Origin of the sequence: Pseudomonas sp. ANT_H12B (assembly GCF_008369325.1) — a bacterium.
Taxonomy (GTDB): Bacteria; Pseudomonadota; Gammaproteobacteria; order Pseudomonadales; family Pseudomonadaceae; genus Aquipseudomonas.
Genome location: NZ_VOBI01000012.1, coordinates 156,292 through 179,681, shown reverse-complemented (window position 1 = coordinate 179,681; position 23,390 = coordinate 156,292). Strand labels below are relative to the sequence as shown.

29 protein-coding genes and 1 pseudogene are annotated in these 23,390 nt (G+C 59.3%); 13 read left to right on the top strand and 17 right to left on the bottom strand.

Going from position 1 to position 23,390, the window contains the following annotated elements:
- Window positions 1–274 precede the first annotated feature (274 nt).
- From FQ185_RS19640 to FQ185_RS19630, 3 genes are all read left to right on the top strand, one after another.
- A complete protein-coding gene (locus FQ185_RS19640) occupies window positions 275–538 on the top strand; it encodes a DUF2790 domain-containing protein (protein ID WP_149418870.1) in 264 nt (87 codons plus the stop codon).
- A gap of 48 nt (window positions 539–586) precedes the next feature.
- Window positions 587–841 carry a hypothetical protein gene (locus FQ185_RS19635; protein WP_149418869.1) on the top strand — a complete coding sequence of 85 codons (255 nt, stop codon included), beginning with the start codon at window positions 587–589 and terminating at the stop codon, window positions 839–841.
- 169 nt (window positions 842–1,010) lie between these two features.
- Window positions 1,011–2,240 (top strand): cytochrome c biogenesis protein DipZ, encoded by a 1,230-nt coding sequence (locus FQ185_RS19630; RefSeq protein ID WP_149418868.1) that lies wholly within the window; start codon window positions 1,011–1,013, stop codon window positions 2,238–2,240.
- A gap of 43 nt (window positions 2,241–2,283) precedes the next feature.
- Here the strand turns inward: FQ185_RS19630 and FQ185_RS19625 are convergent.
- A pseudogene (locus tag FQ185_RS19625) lies at window positions 2,284–2,433 on the bottom strand (AraC family transcriptional regulator); the annotation flags it as partial.
- Window positions 2,434–2,616: 183 nt separating this feature from the next.
- On the opposite strand from FQ185_RS19625, the gene FQ185_RS19620 reads away from it, so the two are divergent.
- Both FQ185_RS19620 and FQ185_RS19615 read left to right on the top strand, forming a co-directional pair.
- Complete coding sequence (locus FQ185_RS19620; protein WP_149418867.1) at window positions 2,617–2,886, top strand: DUF4242 domain-containing protein; 270 nt, start codon at window positions 2,617–2,619, stop codon at window positions 2,884–2,886.
- A gap of 37 nt (window positions 2,887–2,923) precedes the next feature.
- Window positions 2,924–3,736, top strand: coding sequence for a class I SAM-dependent methyltransferase (locus FQ185_RS19615; protein WP_149418866.1), 813 nt, complete (start codon window positions 2,924–2,926; stop codon window positions 3,734–3,736).
- A 63-nt stretch (window positions 3,737–3,799) separates the two neighbouring features.
- Here the strand turns inward: FQ185_RS19615 and FQ185_RS19610 are convergent, their stop codons facing one another.
- The 4 genes from FQ185_RS19610 to pcsA all read right to left on the bottom strand — a co-directional run bounded on the left by FQ185_RS19610 (window position 3,800) and on the right by pcsA (window position 6,396).
- Window positions 3,800–4,726, bottom strand: coding sequence for a universal stress protein (locus tag FQ185_RS19610; protein WP_149418865.1), 927 nt, complete (start codon window positions 4,724–4,726; stop codon window positions 3,800–3,802).
- A gap of 57 nt (window positions 4,727–4,783) precedes the next feature.
- Window positions 4,784–5,146, bottom strand: a complete 363-nt coding sequence (locus FQ185_RS19605) for a hypothetical protein (protein ID WP_149418864.1) — start codon at window positions 5,144–5,146, stop codon at window positions 4,784–4,786.
- Between the two features lie 134 nt (window positions 5,147–5,280).
- Entirely contained in the window at window positions 5,281–5,667 is a 387-nt protein-coding gene (locus FQ185_RS19600) for a DUF488 domain-containing protein (protein ID WP_149418863.1), read from the bottom strand.
- A 6-nt stretch (window positions 5,668–5,673) separates the two neighbouring features.
- Window positions 5,674–6,396: a phosphatidylcholine synthase gene (gene pcsA, locus FQ185_RS19595; protein WP_149418862.1), complete on the bottom strand. Its 723-nt coding sequence runs from the start codon at window positions 6,394–6,396 to the stop codon at window positions 5,674–5,676.
- Window positions 6,397–6,752: 356 nt separating this feature from the next.
- On the opposite strand from pcsA, the gene FQ185_RS19590 reads away from it, so the two are divergent.
- Window positions 6,753–7,478: a tellurite resistance TerB family protein gene (locus FQ185_RS19590; protein WP_149418861.1), complete on the top strand. Its 726-nt coding sequence runs from the start codon at window positions 6,753–6,755 to the stop codon at window positions 7,476–7,478.
- Between the two features lie 189 nt (window positions 7,479–7,667).
- On the opposite strand, the gene FQ185_RS19585 is transcribed toward FQ185_RS19590, so the two are convergent.
- A complete protein-coding gene (locus tag FQ185_RS19585; RefSeq protein ID WP_149418860.1) occupies window positions 7,668–7,949 on the bottom strand; it encodes a hypothetical protein in 282 nt (93 codons plus the stop codon).
- Window positions 7,950–8,197: 248 nt separating this feature from the next.
- Here FQ185_RS19585 and FQ185_RS19580 point away from each other — a divergent pair, with 248 nt between their 5' ends.
- The 3 genes from FQ185_RS19580 to ligD are packed head-to-tail and all read left to right on the top strand — an operon-like array spanning window position 8,198 to window position 13,177.
- On the top strand, window positions 8,198–9,583 hold the full coding sequence (locus FQ185_RS19580; RefSeq protein WP_149418859.1) for an iron-containing redox enzyme family protein: 1,386 nt from the start codon (window positions 8,198–8,200) through the stop codon (window positions 9,581–9,583).
- Window positions 9,584–9,593: 10 nt separating this feature from the next.
- Window positions 9,594–10,589, top strand: a complete 996-nt coding sequence (locus FQ185_RS19575) for a class I SAM-dependent methyltransferase (protein ID WP_149418858.1) — start codon at window positions 9,594–9,596, stop codon at window positions 10,587–10,589.
- Window positions 10,586–13,177, top strand: a complete 2,592-nt coding sequence (gene ligD, locus FQ185_RS19570; protein WP_149418857.1) for a DNA ligase D — start codon at window positions 10,586–10,588, stop codon at window positions 13,175–13,177. Before FQ185_RS19575 ends, ligD begins: the two co-directional genes overlap by 4 nt.
- Before the next feature lie 60 nt (window positions 13,178–13,237).
- Here the strand turns inward: ligD and FQ185_RS19565 are convergent, their stop codons facing one another.
- Window positions 13,238–13,504: a DUF3303 domain-containing protein gene (locus tag FQ185_RS19565; protein ID WP_256730441.1), complete on the bottom strand. Its 267-nt coding sequence runs from the start codon at window positions 13,502–13,504 to the stop codon at window positions 13,238–13,240.
- A 206-nt stretch (window positions 13,505–13,710) separates the two neighbouring features.
- Window positions 13,711–14,112 carry a hypothetical protein gene (locus tag FQ185_RS19560; protein WP_149418855.1) on the bottom strand — a complete coding sequence of 134 codons (402 nt, stop codon included), beginning with the start codon at window positions 14,110–14,112 and terminating at the stop codon, window positions 13,711–13,713.
- A gap of 254 nt (window positions 14,113–14,366) precedes the next feature.
- On the opposite strand from FQ185_RS19560, the gene FQ185_RS19555 reads away from it, so the two are divergent.
- Window positions 14,367–14,696: a hypothetical protein gene (locus FQ185_RS19555; protein ID WP_149418854.1), complete on the top strand. Its 330-nt coding sequence runs from the start codon at window positions 14,367–14,369 to the stop codon at window positions 14,694–14,696.
- 68 nt (window positions 14,697–14,764) lie between these two features.
- Here FQ185_RS19555 and grxC read toward each other — a convergent pair whose 3' ends face one another.
- Together grxC and FQ185_RS19545 are read right to left on the bottom strand one after the other, a co-directional pair.
- Window positions 14,765–15,016, bottom strand: coding sequence for a glutaredoxin 3 (gene grxC / locus FQ185_RS19550; protein WP_149418853.1), 252 nt, complete (start codon window positions 15,014–15,016; stop codon window positions 14,765–14,767).
- 30 nt (window positions 15,017–15,046) lie between these two features.
- Window positions 15,047–15,565: a carboxymuconolactone decarboxylase family protein gene (locus tag FQ185_RS19545; RefSeq protein ID WP_149418852.1), complete on the bottom strand. Its 519-nt coding sequence runs from the start codon at window positions 15,563–15,565 to the stop codon at window positions 15,047–15,049.
- A gap of 135 nt (window positions 15,566–15,700) precedes the next feature.
- Between FQ185_RS19545 and FQ185_RS19540 the strand changes: the two genes are divergently transcribed.
- Complete coding sequence (locus tag FQ185_RS19540) at window positions 15,701–16,543, top strand: AraC family transcriptional regulator (protein WP_149418851.1); 843 nt, start codon at window positions 15,701–15,703, stop codon at window positions 16,541–16,543.
- Window positions 16,544–16,627: 84 nt separating this feature from the next.
- Window positions 16,628–17,281 (top strand): peroxiredoxin, encoded by a 654-nt coding sequence (locus FQ185_RS19535; RefSeq protein WP_149418850.1) that lies wholly within the window; start codon window positions 16,628–16,630, stop codon window positions 17,279–17,281.
- A gap of 57 nt (window positions 17,282–17,338) precedes the next feature.
- Here FQ185_RS19535 and FQ185_RS19530 read toward each other — a convergent pair whose 3' ends face one another.
- The 7 genes from FQ185_RS19530 to FQ185_RS19500 form a co-directional block, all read right to left on the bottom strand.
- Entirely contained in the window at window positions 17,339–18,523 is a 1,185-nt protein-coding gene (locus FQ185_RS19530; protein ID WP_149418849.1) for an acetyl-CoA C-acyltransferase family protein, read from the bottom strand.
- 226 nt (window positions 18,524–18,749) lie between these two features.
- Window positions 18,750–19,190, bottom strand: a complete 441-nt coding sequence (locus FQ185_RS19525; protein WP_149418848.1) for a DNA-binding transcriptional regulator — start codon at window positions 19,188–19,190, stop codon at window positions 18,750–18,752.
- Window positions 19,191–19,194: 4 nt separating this feature from the next.
- Window positions 19,195–19,518 (bottom strand): DUF4258 domain-containing protein, encoded by a 324-nt coding sequence (locus tag FQ185_RS31110; RefSeq protein WP_149418847.1) that lies wholly within the window; start codon window positions 19,516–19,518, stop codon window positions 19,195–19,197.
- A 152-nt stretch (window positions 19,519–19,670) separates the two neighbouring features.
- On the bottom strand, window positions 19,671–21,074 hold the full coding sequence (locus FQ185_RS19515) for a heavy metal sensor histidine kinase (RefSeq protein ID WP_149418846.1): 1,404 nt from the start codon (window positions 21,072–21,074) through the stop codon (window positions 19,671–19,673).
- Complete coding sequence (locus tag FQ185_RS19510; protein ID WP_149418845.1) at window positions 21,071–21,742, bottom strand: heavy metal response regulator transcription factor; 672 nt, start codon at window positions 21,740–21,742, stop codon at window positions 21,071–21,073. Before FQ185_RS19510 ends, FQ185_RS19515 begins: the two co-directional genes overlap by 4 nt.
- 39 nt (window positions 21,743–21,781) lie before the next feature.
- Window positions 21,782–22,039, bottom strand: coding sequence for a DUF2790 domain-containing protein (locus FQ185_RS19505; RefSeq protein WP_149418844.1), 258 nt, complete (start codon window positions 22,037–22,039; stop codon window positions 21,782–21,784).
- 132 nt (window positions 22,040–22,171) lie between these two features.
- Window positions 22,172–22,942, bottom strand: a complete 771-nt coding sequence (locus FQ185_RS19500) for an alpha/beta hydrolase (protein ID WP_149418843.1) — start codon at window positions 22,940–22,942, stop codon at window positions 22,172–22,174.
- A gap of 221 nt (window positions 22,943–23,163) precedes the next feature.
- Between FQ185_RS19500 and FQ185_RS19495 the strand changes: the two genes are divergently transcribed.
- Window positions 23,164–23,385, top strand: coding sequence for a hypothetical protein (locus FQ185_RS19495; RefSeq protein ID WP_149418842.1), 222 nt, complete (start codon window positions 23,164–23,166; stop codon window positions 23,383–23,385).
- The last annotated feature ends 5 nt before the right edge of the window (window positions 23,386–23,390 follow it).

Genomic DNA, 23,390 nt, shown 5'->3' with positions numbered 1-23,390 from the left:
GCAGTCTATCGAGCCTTGGCCCGCTCGCCCGCAGCCGTTTGTATTGCAGTGTATCTGGCCTGTTAGCGGATACATGCAGACGCAAAAACACGAATTTTCGGGGGTTTTGTATCGCTGTGTATCCGGGGACCGCTTTGATACGTACCGATTTACACGCGCCTGTTCCCGACACATACGGGATACCTCGCGAGTTTCTAATAGGTTCCATCGAGGCAAACCCAAACCGCCTCGGCCCAATAAACGATTGACCTATTGAAGCCTTGAGGAAACCACCATGAACACCAAAGCCGTCTACGCCGCTTGCCTGTTTGCCGCCCTGAACATCTGCACCTTGTCGGCCCGCGCCGAAGCCGATGTCACCCCTAAAACCTACACCTACGGTACTCACCTGGACATCAAGAAAGTGGTGTCGCTGAAACAGGACGACTCGCCGACCTGCGGGATTGTCGATGCCCAGCTGACCTACCTGGATTCCCAGAGCAAAACCCAGGTCCTGGACTATCGCAAATTTGCTGACAGCTGCAACTCGGAAAACTGAGTGCTTCGATCACCGATTGCCAACCCCATTTGAAACAGGAAGAACGCCATGAACAACGTAACCCGCTTTTTGACAGCAATCGCCTTCTCCGCGGCCGGCGCGGCTGCCCATGCCAACGCAGCCGTTGAACAAAAAAGCTGTGGCAGCGCGACTTGCTTCCAGCTGACACCAGTGGCGCAGAAGGGCGCTGGTGCCTTTTTGGCTGAAGACGGTTCCAGCCGCACACCGCAGGGGCAGATGGTTGCAGAAAATGGTTCCAGCCGGACACCACAGGGCCAGTTGCTGGATAACCATGCGGCCTGAAGTCCGACACTGTTTGTGTGAACACCACATGTCCATGTGGGAGCGAGCTTGCTCGCGATGACGGAGTGTCAGTCGACGTCAATGTTGAATGTTCCGGCCTCATCGCGAGCAAGCTCGCTCCCACAGGGATGTCTTGTGTGTCGCCCCTTCTTTATTCCAAGGTGATCCCATGTTTCTCATCGCGTTCCTGGGCGGCATATTGACCGTCCTCAGTCCTTGCATCCTCCCGGTCGTGCCGTTCCTGTTCGCCGGTGTCAAACGTACACGTTCCTCGATCATGCTGACCCTCGGCGGCATGGTCCTGACCTTCGCCCTGATCTCCAGCCTGGCCGTGGTGAGCAGCGAATGGGTGGTAAACGCCAGCAACACCGGTCGCCACGTCGCCCTCATGGTGATGGTGCTGTTCGCCCTGTCGCTGATTTCCGCTCGTGTCGGTGACTGGCTGGCCCGCCCATTCGTATTGCTCGGCAATCGCCTCGACCCTGACACCCGCAAAATGTCCGGCCCGTTGAGTTCGGTGATGATTGGCGTCGCCACCGGCCTGCTCTGGGCACCGTGTGCCGGGCCGATCCTCGGGGTGATCCTCACCGGCGCCATGCTGCAAGGCGCGAATGCTCAAACCAGTCTGTTGCTGGTGGCGTACGGCCTGGGCAGCGCGTTGTCCCTGGGCACCTTGATCTTCGCCGGTCGCGGCCTGGTCAATCGCTTGAAACCGTCGATCCCGGTGACCGGTTGGCTGCGTCGTGGCACCGGTGTGGCGGTGCTGGCCGCGGCGGCGGTGATTTCCACCGGTGCCGACAACGTTCTGCTGGCCGGTACTTCGTCCGAAGGCGTCAGCAACGTCGAAAAGAGCGTGCTGGAAACCGTACCGAAAGTCGTCGATTACTTCGTCAGCAAGGTCAAGGCCGACTCGACCCTGGACAACGCCCAAGGCGCCATGCCTTCGATTGCCGGCGCCGTGCAATGGCTCAACTCGCCAGCCCTGACCAACGACGCTCTGAAAGGCAAAGTGGTGTTGGTGGATTTCTGGACCTACGACTGCATCAACTGCCAGCGCACCCTGCCTTATGTGAAGGACTGGGCGAAGAAATATGAGAAGGATGGCTTGGTGGTGATCGGTGTTCATACGCCTGAATACGGTTTCGAACGCATCATCGACAACGTCAAGGATCAGGTGAAACAGCTCGGCATCACCTACCCGGTAGCGATCGACAACAACTACGCGATCTGGCGCAACTTCGACAACCAGTACTGGCCTGCTCACTACCTGATCGATGCCAAGGGCCAGGTGCGTTTCACCCACTTTGGTGAAGGTCGCTACGAGACTCAGGAGAAGATGATTCAGCAGTTGCTGGAAGAGGCCAAGGCTGACGCCAAAGCTGCCGCTCCAACCGCGTAACCCTCTAGATCAATGGCTCACAGGCTGCGCGCCGTGGGCCTGCCATCACCACGCGTTCGGCACCGGGCTCCAGAAACGGTGCCGCCGTGTCGGCGCTGGGCGACTGGGGGCACCAGGGCGCAGTGAACTTGGCATTGATGAAAATCGCGCCGACCAGGCGCGCGACACGCAGCGTCTGGGACAGGGCGTCCATGATGGTTTCCCGAGCGGCTGAGGGCTTTCTGATTGTGAGTGCGATGCCGCGCAAGGTGAATTCTCCGGACGATCGGACAGGGTTGGCCGACGATCGGGCAGGACGCCAGCGTGCGGCAGAGCGATAGTTTGCGCACGGGGTCACTGCCGACCCTGTCATCAATAACAAGAATGAGAGGTTGCCATGCCGAAGTTCGTCATAGAACGCGAGATTCCGGGTGCTGGAACACTGTCAGAAAGGGATTTGAAAGCGGTTTCGCAAAAGTCCTGCAGGGTATTGCGCGATTTGCCAGAGGTGCAGTGGCTTCAGAGTTACGTCACCGGTGACAAGCTCTACTGCGTGTACATCTCGCCGAACGAAGAGCTGATCAAGGAGCACGCCAGGCAGGGCGGCTTCCCGGCCAATCGCATTTCCCAGGTCATGACCATCATCGATCCCACCACGGCGGAATAATCCGCGGCCGCGTTCCAATCCGTACGGAGCAGACTTCATGAGTACACCCATTGATCTTACTGCCCTGAAAAACCGCCAGATGGCCTCCTGGGCCAGTGGCGACTATGCCGTCATCGGCACCACGTTGCAGATCGTCGGCGAGCAGCTCGCCGAAGCCTGCGACTTGCTGTGCGATGAACGCGTGCTCGACGTGGCTGCCGGCAACGGCAATGCGACACTCGCTGCTGCGCGCCGTGGCTGCCACGTCACCTCCACCGACTACGTGGCCGCGCTGCTTGAGCGTGGCGAAGACCGGGCCAGGGCAGAACGTCTGGAAGTGATCTTCCAGGTGGCCGACGCCGAGGCGCTGCCGTTCGAGGACGCCAGTTTCGATGCCGTGCTGTCGACATTCGGTGTGATGTTTACGCCGGACCAGCCCAAAGCCGCCGCGGAACTGGCGCGCGTCTGTCGCCCTGGCGGCCGGATCGGCCTCGCCAACTGGACGCCCGAAGGTTTCGTCGGTCAGATGTTCAAGACCCTGGGCCGCCACATGCCGCCACCGCCGGGGGCACAACCGCCTTCGCAGTGGGGCACCGAAGCCTGGCTGCATTCGCAGTTTGACGAGAGTAAATTCCTGGTTCAGGTCACTCGCAAGACCTTCAACTTCCGCTACCGCTCGGCCGCGCACTTCATCGACACGTTCCGCAACTGGTACGGCCCGATCCACAAGGCGTTCGCGGCGCTGCCACCCGAAGGCGCCAAGGGGCTGGAGGATGACCTGACCGAGTTGATCAACCGCATGAACCGGGCGGGAGACAAGTCGATGGTGGTGCCGAGTGAATACCTTGAGGTGGTCATCACCCGGCGTTGACCTGCCAACACCTCACCTGTGGGAGCTTGCTCCCACAGGGTTTTGTGGTGTCCGGTAGATCAATCACTCATCCAGCCGCTCGGTGTGCATCACCCAGACGCTGCATGGCATTTTGTACAGCAGATGCTCCACCGTGCTGCCAATCAGCCGGCCCAGGCCGCGATGACCGACCCGGCCCATGACAATCACGTCGACGTCATAGGCATCGGCAAAGCGGGTCAGGACCTTGGCCGGGTTGCCCATGATCATGTGTCGCTGCTCCGGCGCGATGCCGTTGCGCTCGGCTAGATCGTTGAAGGCATCCTCCTGGTAGTCGAACAGGGTTTTAGCCTTGCCCGACGAGAAAAACGCCGAACCATTGTCGAAGCCGAATTCGTCGGCGCTGATGGATGAAAGGTCATAGGCGTAGACCACATCCAGTTCGGCATTACAGGCGCTGGCCAGTTTTGCCGCTTCGTGAAGGATCCGGTCATTGAACGTTTTGTAGTGATCATCGCGATGGAAGGGGTCGACCGCGGCGACGACCTTGCGGGGCAGTGCGTGGATGGCGTGGCTGACGAAATGCAGCGGTACCGGGCATTCGCGCAGTAAATGCACGTCGAGCGGGGTAAACATCAGTCGCGACAGCAACGATTGGTGCTCCAGCGCCTTGATCAGCACGTCCATCGGCTGCTCTTTGAGGTGAATCAGGATTTCCTCCAGCGGGCGTTCGACCCACTGCACCTCCGTGGTGACCTGCACGCCGATCTTGCGCAAGGGCCGGGCTTGCTCTTCAAGCCACTGGCGGTGGCGATCGACGTAGCCCAACCGCATCTGCTCCAGAGCCTTTTCGTTGACCATACTGGCGGTCGCCAGGCCTTCCAGATAGTCGAACGCCACGATGTGCAGTGCCGCGTCTTCGGCCTTGGCCAGCGCCGCAGCCCGGTCGAAGGCGGGGCTGTGTTCCATCAGCGGCGAGGCAACGAGCATGAAGCGTGATTGTTCTGACATGACAAACCTCCTGTGGGTAAGGAGACAACGGTCATTGGTTAAACATCTAATCTTTAATTATTGACCAATATCGCGAGCAAGCTCGTTTGCGTGCCTGGAATTTAAACGGGGCAAACGGCGCTGCATGATGATCGTGCGCTCGGCACCGTGGAATTCGTCGTGAACTTTTCGATACCCCAGCCTGGAGTAGAAGCCTTCTGCGGTGATGGAAGAACGGACGCGCAATGCTTCGATGTTCGCGACAAAGACCTGGCGTTGGCTCAACAAGGTGCAAATAGCCTCGGCGGAAAAGCTTTTCTCCACCTGCGCAATGATTTCAGGGGAGTAGTCCCGGGCATTGGACTGGCGAAGCGATTGAATGATGACCTGGCTGATAGCCGCCGTATCCTCAGGCGTTGCGAGGCGAATCTGGCTGTTCATGGTGAGTACCTCAATCCTTGGTGTCTCGATCCCGAACCCGGTGATGATCGTTCCCACGCTCAGCGTGGGAATGCAGCCCGGGACGCTCCGCGTCCCCAAGAGCGGACGCAGAGCGTGGGAACAATCACGTGCTTTCACACAACCTTGGCACCCCGTGCCTCAAGCAGCTCTCGCAACACGGATCGATGGCAATGCGCTTCTTCCTCGCAGTAACAGCCAACAGCCAGCGAGGTTTGATGGGAAAGGGCGGCCAGCAGGTCCAGCAAGTGGTTGGGCGCGGGATGGTTCATCTCAGCCTTGAACTTGCGTCGAAAGCTGTCCCAGGCTTTTTCATCGGTGGCAGCCTTGGCTTCGGCCACCAGTTCCGGGCTGGGTGACAGCAGCGGCTGCCAGACATCATAAAAATCACGGCTGGCGAATTCGGCTTTCGGTACGCCGCGCGGTGGGCGGCGAACCGTGCCGATCCGCAGGCCTTCATCGGGCGTGCGGGGTGAGCCGAGTCGAACGATGTGGATGGCCATGGCGGGTTACTTGTGCCGCGACCCGTCAAACCACTCCATCGCCGTGCGCCAGATGCAGATCCCCAGGAAGTAAGCCGACATCAGCAGCCAAAGCCCCATCACCATCGGGTTGATGACCGGATGGTTAATCACCAGCGACAAGCTGCACAGCAGCCAGATGGCCGTCACCGCAATGTTGATCGGCATGAACTTGCGCACGCGAAACGGGTGAAGGAATTTCATCCGGGTTACGGTCAACAGTGCCAGGCCGATGACAGTGAAAAAAGTGATCCACGGCGTCGGGGCGACGATGTACAGGCACAGGGCAACCACGTTCCAGGCGGCCGGGAAGCCCTGAAAGTAATTGTCTTCGCTCTTCATATTGACGTTGCAGAAGCAAAACAGCGACGAGACCAGAATCAGCGACACGGTCAGCAACAGCGTGTAGTCCGGCAACGGGATGTAGCGATAGATGAACAACGCGGGGATAAACACATACGTCAGGTAGTCGATCACCAGGTCGAGGATCGATCCGTCGAAACTCGGTAGCACCGACTGGACATTAACCTTGCGCGCGAGTGCACCGTCCAGGCCATCGACGATCAGCGCAACGCCCAGCCACAGCAGGCAGTTTGTAGCCTGGTTTTCCAGCAGGGCCAGCGTCGCGAGGAAGGCAGTGACCACGCCGGTGGCGGTAAAACCATGGGCGCCCCATGCTTTGAGCCTGGCAATGTGTACGGTCGATATCACGGGGGCGTTCTCCAAAAAGTGAAGCAAGCCAGTTATCACCCCTTTAATGGGGGTGTCGGCAAACCAAGTCAGGTTGCATGTATCGACCGGGTATCCGGGGATAAGGTTCACCACCTGTAAATCTTAGCTGGGCCGCAACAAAATACCCCGGATAAATCCAGGGTATTAAATAAATGGCGTTGTCCGGCTGGCCGGGGCTCGAACGGATCAGGGCCGGGCTGCCACAGAAGGCCGCTCACCCGTCGCGAGCAGCGTAAAGCAGGACGCAGTTGACGTCGGCCAAACGGTGGTGGCGCATTTGCCTGCGAGGACTATTGTTGCCTGACTGGATCACTCCTATCGATGAGGATGTCGTCATGAACACCAACGATTTGCTCGAACAGTTATTGCGGGCGGGCCAAGGTTCGATGCCGCAACAGGGCGGCGGTGGTACCTCTGCCCCTGGTGGCCTCGGCGGTCTCGGCGGATTGCTCGGCGGTCTGATGGGCGGTGGCACCGGTTCCAGCGCCGCGGGAGGTGGCTTGGGTGGGTTGCTCGGTGGCCTGCTGGGCGGTGGCTCACCGACGGGCGGTTCGACCCGGACCCGGTCGGGTGGCGGCACCAACTATGCGGCACTGGCGTCGTTGGGAATGATGGCATTCCAGGCGTATCAGGCCTGGCAGCGTAACCAGGCCTCGGCGCCGCAACAGGCACCGCGCACGGTCGACTTGTTGTCAGGCCCGGAAGTCGAGGACCACAGCCACGCAATCCTCCGCGCATTGATTGCGGCGGCCAAGGCCGATGGCCGGATCGATGACACCGAGAAGCAAATGATCAGCAGCGAAATCGGCCGGCACACCGATGATCCAGAGCTGCAGCAATGGCTGGACGATGAAGTCGCCCGACCGCTGGATGCCGCCGATGTGGCGCAATCGGCAACGGATCCTGGCATGGCGGCGGAAATGTACCTGGCCAGTGTGATGTTGGTGGACGATCAGCAGGACGCCGAGCGTAGCTATCTGGATGAACTGGCGGCGGCGCTGCAGATTGATCCAGAGCTGCAAGTGCAACTGGAACAAAAAGCCAAGGGTGGCGCTGTTTGATGATCGTTCCCACGCTCTTACTGAGATCGAGGCGTTCCTGCGTCAGTATATTCGCTTGGCGCAGCATGGCCTTGACCGGTCGCCGGATCAGCCATGAAACACAGTGGCCAGCGCTGACTTATGGCGGCGCTGGGGAACGGGCGATTGTCAGGTCAAAGCCTGCCAATCGCCTGGCGTCGCTAGCAATGCTTATTGATCGCCCTTCTGGTCGTCGTCGATTTTTTTCTGTGCCTGTGAAGTCAACTCAATGCAGTCTTTAGTGCCCGCATCCGTGCCTTTGGCCTTGGCCGCTTTTGCGTCTTTGAGCAGTTTGTCGATATCGTTTTTCAGCCCTTCGCTTTGCGCTTCACTGGACGCCAGCGAATTTTCGACTCCCTTCAGTTGGGTATCACACAGATCCTCGGCGGCAAACGCCGAGGGCGCTATCAATGCTGCGCAGATGAACAGTCCAGCAAGTGCGGTACGCTTCATATCAATCTCCTCAGAAAAGGAAAGTCCGACGCTGCCGCAAAGGGGCAGGCTGGTTATAAGCCCTGTCACCAGGGCCTGAATGAATGACTATAGCCGCGCTTTGCAAAAAGGCCTGATGTTGGCCACAAGCCCGTCTGTCAGGGCAATTTCAACGCCGATGGAATTTTTTTCCGGGCGTGTCGCTCTGCTGATGTAGAGACGTGCTGATTCAGCGTTCTGCCACTGGCCTCAGACCGAGAGACACACCCATGACTGCCCTGACACGACTTGAATCCCGGCCGGCCCATGCACACGCGATGTCCAGCGCCGGCAGCATGAAGCAGATCTACGAACAGCTGCTGCTGAGCGACGACGCCGCGCAACAACGCACACTGGCGAAAAGCTTCCTGCAAGCCCGGCTCCAGGACGCTGCCGACCTGCCTGAAGAAATGCCGCAAGACCTGTTGGCACTGCAAAGCTTTGTCGAGCAGCACAGCGCCGAAGTGGCGCGCCAATACGCCGACTATCTGCAACAACGCAAGGCTGGCGGGCCTCGGCAGTTCTTCGGCAGCAAGGCGCATGCACTGTTTTTCCTGCAAGCCGTTGCCCCTACCAAACTGGTGGACGGCGCCTGGCTCTACGGTCTGCTGCGACAGTGGCGCGACCCTCGTTTTGACGGGTTGATTCGCACCTATCTGGAGGAGTTGGGCGACGGCAACCCGGCGCAGAATCATGTGGTGATCTACCGCAAATTGCTCGCCGAACATGGCTTGCAGGACAGCGGCGTCATCGCCGACGAGCGCTACCTGCAAGGCGCGGTGCAATTGGCGCTGGGTTACTGTAGCGACGAGTTTTTGCCGGAGGTCATCGGCTACAACCTCGGCTATGAACAGCTACCGCTGCATCTGCTGATCAGCGCTTACGAACTCAGCGAGTTGGGCATCGATCCGTATTACTTCACCCTGCACGTGACCATCGACAATGCCAGCACCGGCCATGCACACAAGGCTGTGCAATCGGTGCTGCAACTGATGCCGCTGGAAGGCGATCGCGAGGCATTTTTGCGCCGGGTTTCGGCGGGCTACCGGCTCAACGATCTGGGGCAGGGCAGTCGCGCCATCATCGAATCGTTCGACTTGTATGGCGAAGTGCTGAGCATGCTTGAGCGCAAAAGCTCGTTCGGCCAGCACCTGCATTCCGACTACTGCCGCTTTGAAGGCAAGACCGTCAATCAATGGTTGTCGATGCCTGAACAGTTGCCGGATTTCCTCACGGCCCTGGAAAACAAAGGCTGGATCAAGCATCACCAGGACCCGCAGGACAGCCGGTTCTGGCAATTGATCGAAGGCGACGGCGCGGCCATGTTCGGAGTGTTCAGCCCCTACGAAAAACAATTGCTGCATGACTGGATTGGCGGAGACTGGAAGCCTGGGCGTTCGCCGGTAGCGACTCGTCGCGGCCCCCGCGCCGCAACAGAGCCCCCCGTGCCCGCCAATGACCCGGATATCCAGAGCCTGCGTGCTGCGCTGGACGGGTTGAGCGCACTTGAGCAGATGCAGGTGTTGATCCCGTGGCTGTCTGCGCATCGGCATTCCCACCCGGCCGGCCTGATGGCCACGCGACGGTTTATCGAACTCCAATCCAGCCTTCGATAGGGAGTACGCCATGAATCAGGAAGAACATCTGTCTGCCGCCGATCTGGCGTTGCTGCAACTGGGTCGCCGCTTGCAGGCTGACGGTTATCGGTTCATCACACCGACACCACTCACCCACCAGCGGGTCAACGATCGCTCCTTCGGCCAATGCGCCCGGACCCTGCGCGACGTTTTCGGCTGGTCACGCCCGTTTGAACCTGGGCTGTTGTCAGTGGACGAACAGCGCCAGTTGCAACAGACGGGCGTCCTCGAAGAAAGCAACGGACGGCTGAGAAGCCGCGTGCGCTGGTCGAGTCTGGACGATTTGCTGTTCGTGCATTCGGGGTTCCCCACCGAAGCAAACGACGCAGTGTTTTTCGGTCCGGATACCTACCGTTTTGCCCAGCTGATTCACGCCCACCTGCAACAGAATTTCGCACCGATCAGACGTGCCGTGGACATCGGTTGCGGCGCAGGCGTCGGGGCGATTGTGATTGCCCGCGCACGTCGTGAGGCCGAGGTGTTGGCGGTCGACATCAACCCGGCGGCGCTACGCATGACGGCGGTCAACGTGGCGCTTGCTGAAGTCGCCAACGTCACGGTCGAGCCCAGTGATGTGCTGCAAGACGTCGACGGTAACTTCGACCTCATCGTCGCCAATCCGCCCTACATGGCCGACCCGGCCGAGCGTGCCTACCGCCATGGCGGCGGGGCGCACGGTGAGCAGCTATCGTTGCGCATTGTCGAGCAAGCCCTGTATCGACTGGCGCCTGGTGGCTCGCTGGTGCTGTACACCGGCGTGGCGATGATTGATGGTCGCGATCCGTTTCTGGACGCATTGATCCCGCGTCTGGAGGCGCCAACGTTCGGCTGGACCTACCGCGAACTCGATCCCGATGTGTTCGGTGAAGAGCTGCTGACCGCAGGCTATCAGCGAGTGGAGCGGATTGCGGTTGTTGCGCTGATCGTCACCCGCATCGGCCCTGGCATCGGGGGAAGCGTTGCGTCGGCAGCAGGTGCGCCATGAACAAGAATCTGGACGATTACAACCGCATGCGCGACTTCTCGGCGACGTCCGAACCGGCCGCCGCCAAGCGTAAGGGCAAGAGGTCGGCGCAAGATCACGCCTTGCAGTTCTGCATCCAGAAGCATGACGCCTCGCGCCTGCATTATGACTTTCGCCTGGAGCTCGATGGCGCGTTGAAGAGTTGGGCCGTGCCAAAAGGTCCGTCGCTGGACCCGAAGGTCAAGCGTCTGGCGGTGCACGTCGAAGACCATCCGCTTGATTACGCGACGTTCGAGGGCAGCATTCCCGAAGGGCATTACGGTGCCGGCGATGTGATCGTCTGGGACCGTGGTGTGTGGGTTCCCCAGGATGATCCGGCCAAGGCCTATGCCAAGGGCAAGCTTAAATTCGAACTGCAAGGGGAGAAACTCGGCGGCCTGTGGAACCTGGTGCGCACGCACATGCCGGGCAAGCAGGAGCAATGGTTTCTGATCAAACATCAGGACGGCGCGGCCAAACCCGAAAGTGATTACGACGTGGTCGCCGCCGAGCCCGACAGCGTGCTCAGCGATCGGACCATTGTTGCCAAGGCTCCCAAAGCAACAAAGGCAACCAAGGCTGCGAAGCCAAAACCGATCAAAAAACCGGCGGCTCCGGCGCGCAAAGGAAAGACGGCGCAATTGACCGGCGCCCACAAAGCCGAACTGCCGCAACTGCTCAAACCGGAACTGGCGACGCTGGTCGAAAAAGCCCCGGACGGCCAGTGGAGCTATGAGATCAAGTTCGACGGTTACCGGATCATGGCCCGCATCGACCACGGTGAGGTCAAACTCTTCACCCGCAACGGCCACGACTGGACTCACAAATTGCCGAAACAAGCCGAGGCGCTGGCGGCGATGGGTCTTGAATCGGCCTGGCTTGATGGTGAGATGGTGGTCGCCGATGAGCAGGGCGTGCCCGACTTCCAGGCCCTGCAAAACGCGTTCGATTCGGGCCACAGTGACAACATTGTTTACTACTTGTTCGATTTGCCTTACCTCAATGGCGTCGACCTGCGCGGGGTGCCCGTCGAAGAGCGAAGAGTCGCTTTGGCAACGGTGCTCAAACCCAACGAAGACCCACAACTGCGGTTCTCCGACGCGTTTGGTGAAGAGCCGGAAGCCTTGCTCAACAGCGCCTGCCAAATGCAGATGGAAGGGTTGATCGGCAAGCGTCTGGGTTCGCCTTACGTGTCCCGACGCAGCAGCGACTGGATCAAACTCAAGTGCAAGCATCGGCAGGAGTTCGTGGTCGTTGGCTTCACCGATCCGAAAGGATCGCGCAATGCCTTTGGTGCGTTGCTGCTGGGGCTGCATGACCGCGACAGCGGTGAATTGCGTTACGCGGGCAAGGTTGGCACCGGGTTCAACGAGACGACGCTCAAGAGCATCTACCAGCAATTGCAGCCGTTACAGACGAAAAAAACGTCGGTGGTCAACCCGCCGAGCGGCTTTGAGGCCAAGGGTGTGCACTGGCTCAAACCCAGCCTGCTGGCCGAAGTGGCCTTTGCCGAAATGACCAAGGACGGCTCGGTGCGCCACGCCGTATTCCATGGCCTGCGTGACGACAAACCGGCCGAAGAAATTACCGAGGAGCGTCCAAAAGTGGTGAAGAAAAGCACTGCCGAAAAGCCTTCCGCCACGACAAAAAAGAAAGCCGCGCCTGCACCCTCTCAACTCAATTTGGGAGAGGGCAAGGTGCGCATTACTCACCCCGACCGGGTCATCGATGCCAGCAGTGGCACGACCAAAGTGCAGCTGGCGGAGTATTACGCCAGCGTCGCCGAATGGATTCTGCCCGAGCTCAAGGACCGCCCGGTGGCGCTAGTGCGCGCGCCGGACGGTATCGCTGGCGAACTGTTCTTCCAGAAAAATGCCGAGCGCCTGGCCATTCCGGGAATCTCCACCCTGGACAAGGAACTCACCGGCCAACCCGTGATGATCATCAATAATGCCGAAGCCTTGATCGGCGCCGTACAGATGAGCACCGTGGAATTGCACACATGGAATGCCACCTCGGACAATCTCGACAAACCCGACCGCTTCGTCCTCGACCTCGATCCGGACCCGGCGCTGCCGTGGAAAAGCATGGTCGAAGCGACCCAGTTGACCCTCTCGGTGCTCGATGAGCTGGGGCTCAAGGCGTTCCTCAAAACCAGTGGCGGCAAGGGCATTCACCTGGTGGTGCCACTGACGCGCAAGTTGGGCTGGGACGAGGTCAAGGACTTCAGTCATGCCATCGTCAGCCACATGGCCAAGTTGCTGCCGGAGCGTTTTTCGGCGGTGTCGGGTCCCAAGAATCGGGTCGGGCGGATCTTCATCGACTACCTGCGCAACGGCCTGGGCGCCACCACCATTTGTGCCTACGCCGTGCGCACCCGCGAAGGGCTGCCGGTGTCGGTGCCGGTCTTTCGCGAAGAAGTGGCCGAGCTCAAGGGTGGCAATCAGTGGAACCTGCACACCGTGCATGAACGCCTGGCGGAAGTGGGCGATGAACCTTGGGCGGACGTGAAGAAAACCAGGCAGACGATCACCGCCGAGATGCGTCGGCGGGTCGGGATGAAAAAATAGGCGTCACGATCCGGGGTACGACAGGGGGGCGGCCAGCAGCATTCGCCACCCCCATGGCTGTTATTTGCCGACAGCGGCGTTCAGCAACGGTGCCATATGTTCATCGGTCAGTGCTGCCTGGACTTCCATCTTCATGATGTCGTTCCACTCCAGCACCCATTTCTGAATCGGCACCAGATCATTGGCCTCTGCAATACCAAAACCACTCGAACCTCCCACGGCGTGCCAGCGACCCTTCATCGTGACGCCATCGGGTGGGAGGGCCCCGGTCTTGAGAAAGCGACCGATCGCGACGTTCCGGTTTTCCGGGCTGATCGACCAACTCACTATGAATAACGTCTGTCACCTCCTGCTACGGATTGGCACCTGCTTCTCTTTGCGCACCTGGCTGGCGCCGGGGCCATGGTCACGCCTCTGTTTGCAGCTCTGTCCTGGCTGGCCTGAAACGATTTCTCCCTGGAGAAGGCATAGCACCCGCGCGCGTGACGCGTACGACCGCTGATCCTCTTTCGGTTTCAGGGGGGGAGAAGGGGTCAAGCGTCGCGCAACAGGTCGTTGGCGTTGAGCAGCTCGTAGGCAATCTCGGGGCGCTTCTCCATCGAGCGGCGGATGGCGGCGGGGATGGACGAGCGAGTCTTGCGGCACAGCCCCGGCAGTTCGCCGATATTGATGCCGATGCCGCGCATGGTCCGCACCTCATTGAAGCTCGGGACGATCTCCACGCGGATGCCCAATTGTTCGTACATCCGCCGTTGCAGATGCTCCAGGTCGCTCAGGCTCTGGAGGTTTTCCAGGCGCTCGATCAGGCGTTTCTCCTCCGGGCGGGTCAGAAACAGGATGCGCACATCCGCCCCCGGCGTTTCCAGCAGCGGGTCACGCCCGCAGTCGCAGGCGCCGGGCGGGCAGGGTTGGCGGATCGAAGCAGAGGTCGTCATGGGGTTCAATCATAGAGTGCTCCGATCGGGTTTGCCCATAGGGTTTTGGACCGCGGCTGCGTACACGCAGGCAGCTCGGCGCATGGCTGGCGTGATGCACTGAATGTTGATTCGCAGCCTACGCCAGCTCAAACGGTAAGGCCTGAGGCAGCGAGCAAGCCTGATCGAGTGAATGTAAGGCATTTTGCTGGCCCCGAAGCGCAGGATTTGTCGCCAGAATCACTTCAATTTCAGGTGGTTAGGGTGGGATTTGAATGCGCAATGTGCTGTTCACGCTGATTTCGTTTGGCCTGGCGAGTGTTGCAGTCTCTGTCCAGGCCAAGGAACTGATGTCGAATGACAAGTTTATGTGCAGTTGGGGGGCGGGGACCGCCGCAAGAGCACAGGAACTCAAGTTGTCGGGCGTCTCTCTGTATGCCGCTCGCCAGAAGATTCATGCTTACAAGTTCAACAAATCGTGGATGCGCATGATGGCCATGGGCATTACCGAGCAGACCTACGACAGTAACTCGCGGATCAAACCCGCTGCGGTGCGGGAGAGCTTCTATGAAGAGTGCGTCAGGTATAAGTTGGCGCGTAAATGAAGTGTTGAAAATCACCCGGCACTGCACGTCATGTGCCGGGCTCATTCAATGTGCTTTTCGATACGGCTTCAGGCCAGCATGGACAGTAAACCGCCTTGACGATCCAGTTTGGCCAGGTCGTCGAAACCTCCGACATGAGTGTCGCCAATAAAGATTTGCGGGACGGTGCGACGACCGCTTCGGGTGAGCATCTCCTCAAATTTTCCGGGTTCCGATTGAACGTTTATTTCCCGGGCTTCTATGCCTTTGCGGGCCAACAGCGCCTTGGCGTTGCGGCAATAGGGGCAAGTGTCGGTGGTGTAAAGCGTCACAGTGTTCATGGTCAGTACTCGCGAAGTTAAAAGTCTGGTTCAGGCATCGATCGCAGGGAAGTCGATCTCAGTCAGGGCGAGGTTGTTGAGGTAGTTGGTCAGCGTCTGAGCCGCCACGTGGGCGATCACTTCAATGATCCTGGCGTCGTCGATACCGGCTGCTCGTGCCGCTTCGACCTGTTCGCTGCTCAGGTGGCCGCGGCTTTCAGTGACTTGCCGGGCGAGGGTGGCAAACGCATTGAGCTGGCCATGGCGGGCGCTGAGAATGTCTTGCCCGCTGAGCCCTGCCTTGCCGGCAAACACCGTATGCGCCGCCAGGCAATATTCGCAGCCGTTGACCTGCGAGGTGGCGAGATAGATCGCTTCTTTCTCGGTGGCGCTCAAGGACGTCTTGCCCAGGGCTACAGACTGTTGCAGATAGGCCGCCAGCACCGCGGGTGCATGGGCCAGTGTCTTGAAGACATTGGGCAAGAAGCCGATTTTTTTCTGCACGCCTTCCAGCAACGTACGGGTGGTGTCGCTGACGTGTTCAAGGCTGAGGGTGGTGATGCGGCTCATGGGGACTCTCCGTCGATTCAAGCGCGGATGTGCGCTGGGTACGGGGTCCATGCTAGTGACGAGAGCTGGTGTTCAGGGTGCTAATCGTCGAGGATATGCGACAGATCGTCCAGATATGCCCTCGGGAGCCGCTCTATGGATCGTTTATCTACCTTGCTTACGCATTTCGGTGTCAGCGCCGGCACGTTCCACAGCGGGGCTTTTTGTGGCACCACGGGCTTTGATGGCCATCAAACGAGTGGGCATCTGCATTTGCTTCAGGCCGGCGAGTTGAGCCTCAAACTGGCCGATGAGCGGAATATCCAGCTCAACAAGCCTACGTTGATTTTTTTCCCGCGGCCCTACCGTCATCGCTTGTTGGCCCCTGAAACGTCCGGCACTCAGCTGGTGTGTGCCTCGCTGACCTTCGATGGCGGCGCGGGTAATGCACTGGCGGCGGCCTTGCCCGATTACCTGATCCTTGAACTCGATGAACTACCGACGATGGCCGGTACTTTGGACTGGTTGTTCAACGAGGCCTTCGGCGGCATTTGTGGTCGCGAAGCGATGATGGATCGGCTGTTCGAAGTGTTGGTGATTCAGCTGCTGCGGCACATTCTGACCAGCCGTGACCAGAGCCCCGGAATGATGGCCGGCCTCGCCGATCCGCGTCTGGCGCGCTCCTTGAGTCTGATGCACGACTCGCCCGGCAAGGCCTGGACGGTGGCCGAGTTGTCGGCGGCGGCGAACATGTCTCGCGCCAGTTTTGCCGAACACTTTCGTCTGGTGGTGGGGCAGACGCCGGTCGATTATCTGGTGAGCTGGCGGATCAGTCTGACCCAGAAACGCTTGCGTGAAGGCAAGTCCATTGCATTGATCGCCGATGAAGTCGGCTATGAAAGCCCTTCGGCACTGGCCAGGGCTTTTCGTCGTAAAACGGGTGTAAGTCCTCGCCAATGGTTGCAGGGCGGGAAGCATCAACCAGGGCTTGTCGAGTGAATGCGCCGGTAACCGTCGTGTTTTGAAGCGTCTCCTATACTGAAGCGTTCCGAGCGTTTCCCTACCAACCACAGGAGAAAGAACATGGCAATCCGCATTGGCGACGAAGCACCGGACTTTTCCGTTGAGAGCACCGAAGGCACCCTCAATTTCCATGAGTGGATGGGTGACAAGTGGGCCATCCTGTTCTCGCACCCGAAAGATTTCACCCCTGTGTGCACCACTGAACTCGGCTACATGGCAGGGCTCAAGCCGGAGTTCGACAAGCGCAACACCAAGATTGTCGGGCTCAGCGTCGACCCCGTCAGTAATCATCAGAGCTGGGCCAAAGACATTGAGGAGACTCAGGGGCACGCAGTCAACTACCCCATGATCGGTGACGAGAACCTGGTGGTGGCGAAGCTCTACGACATGATTCACCCAAATGCCAGTGGTGGCTCACGGACCGCCGTCGACAACGCCACGGTGCGTTCAGTGTTCATCATCGGCCCGGACAAGAAGGTCAAGGCGATGCTGATCTATCCGATGAGTGCCGGGCGCAACTTCGATGAAGTGTTGCGGCTGCTCGATTCTCTTCAATTGAATGCCAAGCACACCGTTGCTACCCCGGTGAACTGGCGTCCGGGAGAGGTCGTGATCATTCCTACGTCGGTATCCGACGAAGACGCGAAGAAGAAATACCCGGATGGCTTCAAGACAGTGAAACCTTATTTGCGCACGGTGGCGCAACCGAAGTAACGGTCAGTCATTCACATTGACGGCGCCCGCAACAGGCGCCGTCAACGTTGAGCCCCATCAGACCCGTTCGAACAACACGGCGATGCCTTGGCCGCCGCCAATGCACATGGTCGCCAGGGCATATCGGCCCTGACAACGGTGCAGTTCGTGAATGGCCTTTGTGGCGATAATCGCGCCAGTGGCGCCCACCGGATGGCCCAGAGAGATACCCGAACCGTTGGGGTTGACCTTCTCCGGGTCAAAGCCCAGTTCGTGCGCCACGGCAAACGCCTGCGCGGCGAATGCCTCGTTCGATTCGATGACATCCAGGTCAGCCACGGTCAGGCCCGCGCGTTTGAGTACCAGCCGGGTGGCGGGAATCGGGCCTAATCCCATGAGTTCCGGCTCGACGCCGGCATGGGCATAACCGACCAGGCGGGCCATTGGCTTGAGGCCTTGCTCGCGAACCATCTGCCCCGTGGCCATGATCAGTGCTCCGGCGCCATCGTTCAGGCCAGACGCGTTGCCGGCGGTGACGCTGCCATCTTTTTTGAAGGCCGGTTTCATCTTGCTCAATTGCTCGAAACTGGCCTCTGCACGGACATGCTCGTCCGTCGCAAACGACACCGGACCTTTGCGGGTCGCCACTTCGATCGGCACGATCTGCTCGAGGAATCGGCCTTCGGCAATCGCCCGGGCAGCCCGTTGTTGGCTGACCAGCGCCAGTTCATCCTGGGCCTGGCGGGTGATGCCGTAGCGCTCGGCAATGTTCTCGGCGGTAATGCCCATATGGAAACCGGCAAACGGGTCTTGCAGGACGCCGAGCATGTAGTCGATGGCTTGCATGTCGCCCATTCGTGCGCCCCAGCGCGCCTGTGGCAACAGGTAGGCGCCGCGACTCATGGACTCGACGCCACCCGCCAGCGCGGCCCCCGCATCCCCCAACATCAGACTTTGAGCCGCACTGACAATCGCCTGCAAACCGGAACCGCAGAGGCGGTTGACGTTGAAGGCGGGCGTCTCTTTCGGCAGGCCGGCATTCATCGCCACCGCCCGGGAGATGTAGGCATCACGCGCCTCCGTCGGGATCACATGACCCATCACCGCATGGCCGATGTGCTCCGGCGCCAACCCAGAACGTTCGATGGCGGCGCGGCAAACGTCAGTCGCCAATTGAATAGGCGATACATCTTTGAGCGAACCGCCAAAGCTGCCGATGGCAGAGCGGACGGCGCTGATAACAAAAATATCGGATGGGTTCATGCGGGTTCCCCTGGCTCAGTCCCGGATTCGGTTGCACTTTGGCGCGGTTATTGGGGGGCGAGTCTAGAGTCGGCAGCGTTATTGGCCTATGCCAAAACTGCTCAAGGGGGTTGGTGTTTTTTGCCATTTTAGGTGGAGTTTTTTTTAGATCCGGTTGAGCCGATCGAGCGCAGAAGAGAAATAAAAAAGCCCGGTACAAATCCGGGCTTTGTAAATGAGGTCTGTGTCAGGCACAGGTTTTGTCTTGCTTGTGCCAGCCATTTTCGAACTGAAAGTTGAGCTTGTGAAGCTCATGGTCCAGCTCATTGATCGAGTTAATGGCTGCCATCAGATCCGCCTCTCCAGTCTTGGCTTCCAGGTAAAGCCCGCGCAGGTAGCGATCATTTACCGTCGGAATCTTGTCAGTCTTTTCCCAGATCGCTACCGCCTGGGAGGTAAGCCCAACGATACCGGCCAGTCTTTCTTGAGATAAGCCCAGCTCTTTGCGCAGGAAACGAAATTCTGCCCCGGTAAGAGCTGCCGGTTTTTCCGCAATGGTCTTGCCGATAAAGTCGTGGAGACCCTCGACATCGGTGATAGCAACAGACTCGCCATAGGCGGTCTCTTTCACCACGTAGCCGTTGCTGAGCCAGACGTTCGGCAGGCCGCTTTCAACGTAGTGGTACATAAAATTATCTCTCCCTTTGCATCGTGGTCACTATAACGAGATATTTCCCATCTTCGTCGACATCGATTGCGCCGACAATTTGGAGGGGTGACCCAGCCCTAAACCATGAAATTGTAAATCTCCAATCACCCCCTGGTGCTTGATAGGGGCCATCAGTGACCTGTCCTCTACGCAGACAATCCATAACATCAGGCATGGTTATCTCACGCTCAATCATGCGAGACCGTGCGTGTTTAGAATAAAAAACACGCTCGGATCTATTAGAAAGCGCCCTAATGATTTCCAAGGCTTTCTTTTTGGACAGCGGAAACGGCAGTAGGTCGCTCATGATTTTCTATAGTATTTATAGGTTGCGACAGACTAAAGCTCAAGTGTCGAATGTAAAAGCAAGGAAATAAAATGAGACATCTGGCGGAGAACCAGACGGTGCCAACCGGCAGGGACGGGCAGATTAATTTCGTTCGAAAGTCGGTTTCGACCTCACTCACCCACTCGCCGCGCCGGAAAAAATAATTCAAAACACGTAATTCCCTCGCTACTACTGACGCTGTAAGCGCCGTGGTGCAATTGCATGATCGTCGCCACGATCGACAGGCCCAAGCCATTGGAGTGGGCTGAACGTTCGCGGGATTGATCGACGCGGTAGAAACGCTCGAAGAGTCGGGGCAGGTGTTCGGGCGCGATGGTCTGGCCGCGATTGCGCACCTGCAGGCGGATGCCATCCGCTGAAGGTGTGGCGCGGATGAACAGCTCGGAATTGGCGGCACCGTATTTGATGGCGTTGGCGCAGAGGTTGGCCAGGGCGCGGCGCAGCAGCATCGGTTCGGCCCAGATCAGTCCGCTGCCTTGGGCATTGATGCTGATCCCGGCGTCCGCAGCGGGCCCTTCGAAATAGTCAGCCATGCGTTCCATTTCATCAGCGGCATCCAGTTCCTGACGCTGGCTAAGGGCACTGGCCGGATCGGTGCGGGCCAGAAACAGCATGTTGTCGAGCATGCGGGCCAGGCGTTCGAGCTCCTCGACATTGGAGGCGAGCAGTTGCTGATAAGCCTCGATGCTGCGGTTTTGCTGCAGGGCAACCTGGGTTTCGCCGAGCAGATTGTTGATCGGTGTGCGCAGCTCATGGGCCATGTCGGTCGAGACCTGACCCAGTTGCACGAAGCCCTTGCCCAACCGGTCGAGCATTGCGTTGAAAGCCTCGATCATCGGCAGCAGTTCCCGTGGCGCCCCTTGGCTGTCGAGGCGTTCGGTCAGGTTGCCGACGCCGATACCGTGAGCGTGTCGGGCCAGGCGCCGCAACGGCAGCAACCCGCGATGAACCAGCAGATAACCGGACAGCGCCAGCAGAATCGCCGCCACGCTGGCGAACAGGTACACGTTGAGTCGGTAGCTGGCGAGCACGGCGGTGCGCTCGGTCATCAGGCGCCCGGTGACAACTTGCAGGCTGCCCAGGTCGCCGGAATCGATAGTCGCCGCCAACGCCGCGAAGGGCACGCCATCCACACTCGGGTAATGCTGCACGTCATCCAGTGTCAATGGATGGTCCATCGCGACCGGCGATAGCGACGGCATGGCGAGGTTTCCGGGGTTGACCACCAGCAACGGCTTTTGTCCGGGGGCACCAATAGTCAGCAGGGACTCGCGGTTGCCCAGCATGTTCTGAAACAGCGCCGGTTTGGTCTTGATCAGGTCCAGGGTGTTGCTGTCGTTAAGAAAGGTGCGCAGTTGATCGATGCGGTTCACCAGGGCGGCGTCGTCGCGGCGGATCAACTCGTGTTCAAGGTCTCGGTACAACGCTACGCCCAAGAGGGTCAGCGAGACGAAAGCCAGCAAGGCAAACACCAGCGCCAGGCGCAGCGTCAGGGAATGGCGCACGCGGTTCATGGTTGGGTATCGAAGCGGTAGCCGATACCGCGCACGCTGTGGATCAACTTGAGCTGGAACGGGTCGTCGATTTTCAACCGCAGACGCCGCACCGCGACATCCACGACGTTGGTGTCACTGTCGAAATTCATGTCCCAGACCCGTGAAGCGATCATCGAGCGTGACAAGACCTGACCCTGGTGAGTGGCGAACAGATGCAGCAGGGCGAATTCCTTGTTGGTCAGGGTGATTCGCACACCGGCGCGAGTGATGCGACGTTTGAGGACATCGATCTGCAGGTCATCGACTTGGAGTTGTTCTTCTTCACGGGTGGGGCCACGCCGGGTCAGGGTGCGCAAGCGCGCCACCAGTTCGGCGAAGGAAAAGGGTTTGATCAGGTAATCGTCGGCGCCCAGTTCCAGGCCCTTGATGCGGTCGGCAATGTCATCGCGGGCGGTGAGAAACAGCACTGGCGTATCGGCTTCCTTGCGCAAGCGACGCAGGACTTCCCAGCCATCCATTTTCGGCATCATGACGTCCAGCACGATGACATCGAAATCGTGCTCCAGGGCCAGGTGCAAACCATCGACGCCATCGCGTGCCAGGCTCACGGAGTACCCGAGTTCCTGCAGGCCGTTGAGCAGGTAGTTGCCTGCCTTGGGTTCGTCTTCGACAACGAGGATGTTCATGGATAGTTGCCTCAGTCAGTTGGCGCCAGTGTAGCCCGATCAATGATCATCGATGCAGCCACCGCCCTCGACCTGGTAATCCAGCACATGCTCCTGGCCTTGATGGTCGAGGTAGTCGAGCCGTGCGGGGATGATGCCGCATTGCTGTGAAATGTCGGTGCTGGAAAGCACTTTGTCGACGTCCAGGTGGACAAAGAAACCGGTTTTGTCGTGGATCACGGGCGCGGCGCTCTGGGTAGCGGCAAACGCCGAACCGGTGGCGAGGAGGGCGGTGAAACCGAGCATAAACATTTTCATGATGAGTCTCTCTATTCAAGGTTTGGGGTGGCTGTCGGCGGTCTTGCCTGGCAGTGACGTCAGGTTAACCAGGCGATCCGGACAGCCGACCAACAGTTCAATGACAAAGTTGTAATGCAACGCGGTTTGGACCTACGGCTGGCGGCCGGAGGCTTCGAGGATCAGGTCGGCGATTTCCCTGGAGTGGGACACCAGGGACAAGTGACTCGACGGCAGCTCGATGGTGGTCGCGCCCATGCGCTTGGCCAGGAAACGCTCCAGATCCGGGTTGATGGTTTGGTCGAGACTGGAAACCGCGTACCACGAAGGCTTGGTGTGCCAGGCCGCGGCGGTGGTGCGGTCGGTGAACAGGGTTTTGGCGATCGGTTGTTGGACGGCGAACAACTCCATCGCCTTATCGTGGGGCACGTCACTGGCAAAATACTTGAGGAAGGCGTCTTGCTTCAGGCTGATGTAGCCATCGTGTTCTTCGGTACCGGCGCGCACCGGCATGGTCGGGTATTTGGCGGACAGCGCGACGAAGTCCTCCCCGGCATCCGGCGCCCGGGCAGCGACATAAACCAGTGAGCTGACTTTCGGATTGCCCCCGGCTTCGCTGACCACGGTGCCGGCGTAGGAGTGGCCGACCAGCACGGTCGGACCGTCTTGTTGATTGAGCACGCGCTGGGTGGCGGCGACGTCGTCGGCGACTGAGGTTAACGGGTTTTGTACCGCGGTGACGTGCAAACCGGCGGCCTGCAACCGGGAAATCACGTCCGCCCAGCTGGAACCATCGGCCCAGGAACCGTGCACCAGTACGACGTTGTTGGCCTTGACCGGCGCGATGTCGCTGGCCATGGCGGAACCGGTGCCCAACATGAACAGGCTGGCGGCGATCAGGCAGAGTTTGCTCATTGGTTTCATGGTATCGACCCTTGTCATCATCAGTAGGAGGTGTGTCACCCGGTGTGGGTGACTGACGACGCCACTGTATGAAGTGAGGGTGCTGGCTACGCTGACAACTCAATGACAAGTTTGTAATGCAAGGACCTCTGCCTTCAGCGGCTGACACCGTCTGTCGGCGTCAAGGAACAGCCATTCATGTGCAAATTTCCAATCGAAGACAGTCCTTTGAGAATCCCGCCATGAATGATGATCAAAAAGAGCAGGCGTTGACTGCCTGGTATCAGCTCCTGAAAGAGCCAGAAATCCGCATGGATGTTGAAGAGCAGTATGACGAACTGCTCAAGGCCGCCGATGAGATGGAGCGCAAGGGACTCATTACCAGCAGTGAATGGCGCAAGCTGGTGCGCGAGGCCGGAGTCGCTTTTGCCAGAGCGATAGAAGGGGTGGGTGGTGGAACGTAGCGCCG

Excerpts from the sequence above, each read along its gene's own strand:
- ligD (WP_149418857.1), top strand. The coding sequence starts at position 10,586 with ATGAACAAGAATCTGGACGATTACAACCGCATGCGCGACTTCTCGGCG.
- grxC (WP_149418853.1), bottom strand. The coding sequence starts at position 15,016 with ATGAACACTGTGACGCTTTACACCACCGACACTTGCCCCTATTGCCGC.
- FQ185_RS19600 (WP_149418863.1), bottom strand. The coding sequence starts at position 5,667 with ATGGCCATCCACATCGTTCGACTCGGCTCACCCCGCACGCCCGATGAA.
- FQ185_RS19580 (WP_149418859.1), top strand. The coding sequence starts at position 8,198 with ATGACTGCCCTGACACGACTTGAATCCCGGCCGGCCCATGCACACGCG.
- FQ185_RS19500 (WP_149418843.1), bottom strand. The coding sequence starts at position 22,942 with ATGAAACCAATGAGCAAACTCTGCCTGATCGCCGCCAGCCTGTTCATG.
- FQ185_RS19560 (WP_149418855.1), bottom strand. The coding sequence starts at position 14,112 with ATGACGACCTCTGCTTCGATCCGCCAACCCTGCCCGCCCGGCGCCTGC.
- FQ185_RS19615 (WP_149418866.1), top strand. The coding sequence starts at position 2,924 with ATGAGTACACCCATTGATCTTACTGCCCTGAAAAACCGCCAGATGGCC.
- FQ185_RS19640 (WP_149418870.1), top strand. The coding sequence starts at position 275 with ATGAACACCAAAGCCGTCTACGCCGCTTGCCTGTTTGCCGCCCTGAAC.
- FQ185_RS19525 (WP_149418848.1), bottom strand. The coding sequence starts at position 19,190 with ATGTACCACTACGTTGAAAGCGGCCTGCCGAACGTCTGGCTCAGCAAC.
- FQ185_RS19585 (WP_149418860.1), bottom strand. The coding sequence starts at position 7,949 with ATGAAGCGTACCGCACTTGCTGGACTGTTCATCTGCGCAGCATTGATA.
- FQ185_RS19545 (WP_149418852.1), bottom strand. The coding sequence starts at position 15,565 with ATGAGCCGCATCACCACCCTCAGCCTTGAACACGTCAGCGACACCACC.
- FQ185_RS19635 (WP_149418869.1), top strand. The coding sequence starts at position 587 with ATGAACAACGTAACCCGCTTTTTGACAGCAATCGCCTTCTCCGCGGCC.
- FQ185_RS19610 (WP_149418865.1), bottom strand. The coding sequence starts at position 4,726 with ATGTCAGAACAATCACGCTTCATGCTCGTTGCCTCGCCGCTGATGGAA.
- FQ185_RS19530 (WP_149418849.1), bottom strand. The coding sequence starts at position 18,523 with ATGAACCCATCCGATATTTTTGTTATCAGCGCCGTCCGCTCTGCCATC.
- FQ185_RS19515 (WP_149418846.1), bottom strand. The coding sequence starts at position 21,074 with ATGAACCGCGTGCGCCATTCCCTGACGCTGCGCCTGGCGCTGGTGTTT.
- FQ185_RS19630 (WP_149418868.1), top strand. The coding sequence starts at position 1,011 with ATGTTTCTCATCGCGTTCCTGGGCGGCATATTGACCGTCCTCAGTCCT.
- FQ185_RS19575 (WP_149418858.1), top strand. The coding sequence starts at position 9,594 with ATGAATCAGGAAGAACATCTGTCTGCCGCCGATCTGGCGTTGCTGCAA.
- FQ185_RS19505 (WP_149418844.1), bottom strand. The coding sequence starts at position 22,039 with ATGAAAATGTTTATGCTCGGTTTCACCGCCCTCCTCGCCACCGGTTCG.
- FQ185_RS19510 (WP_149418845.1), bottom strand. The coding sequence starts at position 21,742 with ATGAACATCCTCGTTGTCGAAGACGAACCCAAGGCAGGCAACTACCTG.
- FQ185_RS19540 (WP_149418851.1), top strand. The coding sequence starts at position 15,701 with ATGGATCGTTTATCTACCTTGCTTACGCATTTCGGTGTCAGCGCCGGC.
- FQ185_RS19555 (WP_149418854.1), top strand. The coding sequence starts at position 14,367 with ATGCGCAATGTGCTGTTCACGCTGATTTCGTTTGGCCTGGCGAGTGTT.
- FQ185_RS19605 (WP_149418864.1), bottom strand. The coding sequence starts at position 5,146 with ATGAACAGCCAGATTCGCCTCGCAACGCCTGAGGATACGGCGGCTATC.
- FQ185_RS19535 (WP_149418850.1), top strand. The coding sequence starts at position 16,628 with ATGGCAATCCGCATTGGCGACGAAGCACCGGACTTTTCCGTTGAGAGC.
- FQ185_RS19495 (WP_149418842.1), top strand. The coding sequence starts at position 23,164 with ATGAATGATGATCAAAAAGAGCAGGCGTTGACTGCCTGGTATCAGCTC.
- FQ185_RS19590 (WP_149418861.1), top strand. The coding sequence starts at position 6,753 with ATGAACACCAACGATTTGCTCGAACAGTTATTGCGGGCGGGCCAAGGT.
- FQ185_RS19620 (WP_149418867.1), top strand. The coding sequence starts at position 2,617 with ATGCCGAAGTTCGTCATAGAACGCGAGATTCCGGGTGCTGGAACACTG.
- FQ185_RS31110 (WP_149418847.1), bottom strand. The coding sequence starts at position 19,518 with ATGAGCGACCTACTGCCGTTTCCGCTGTCCAAAAAGAAAGCCTTGGAA.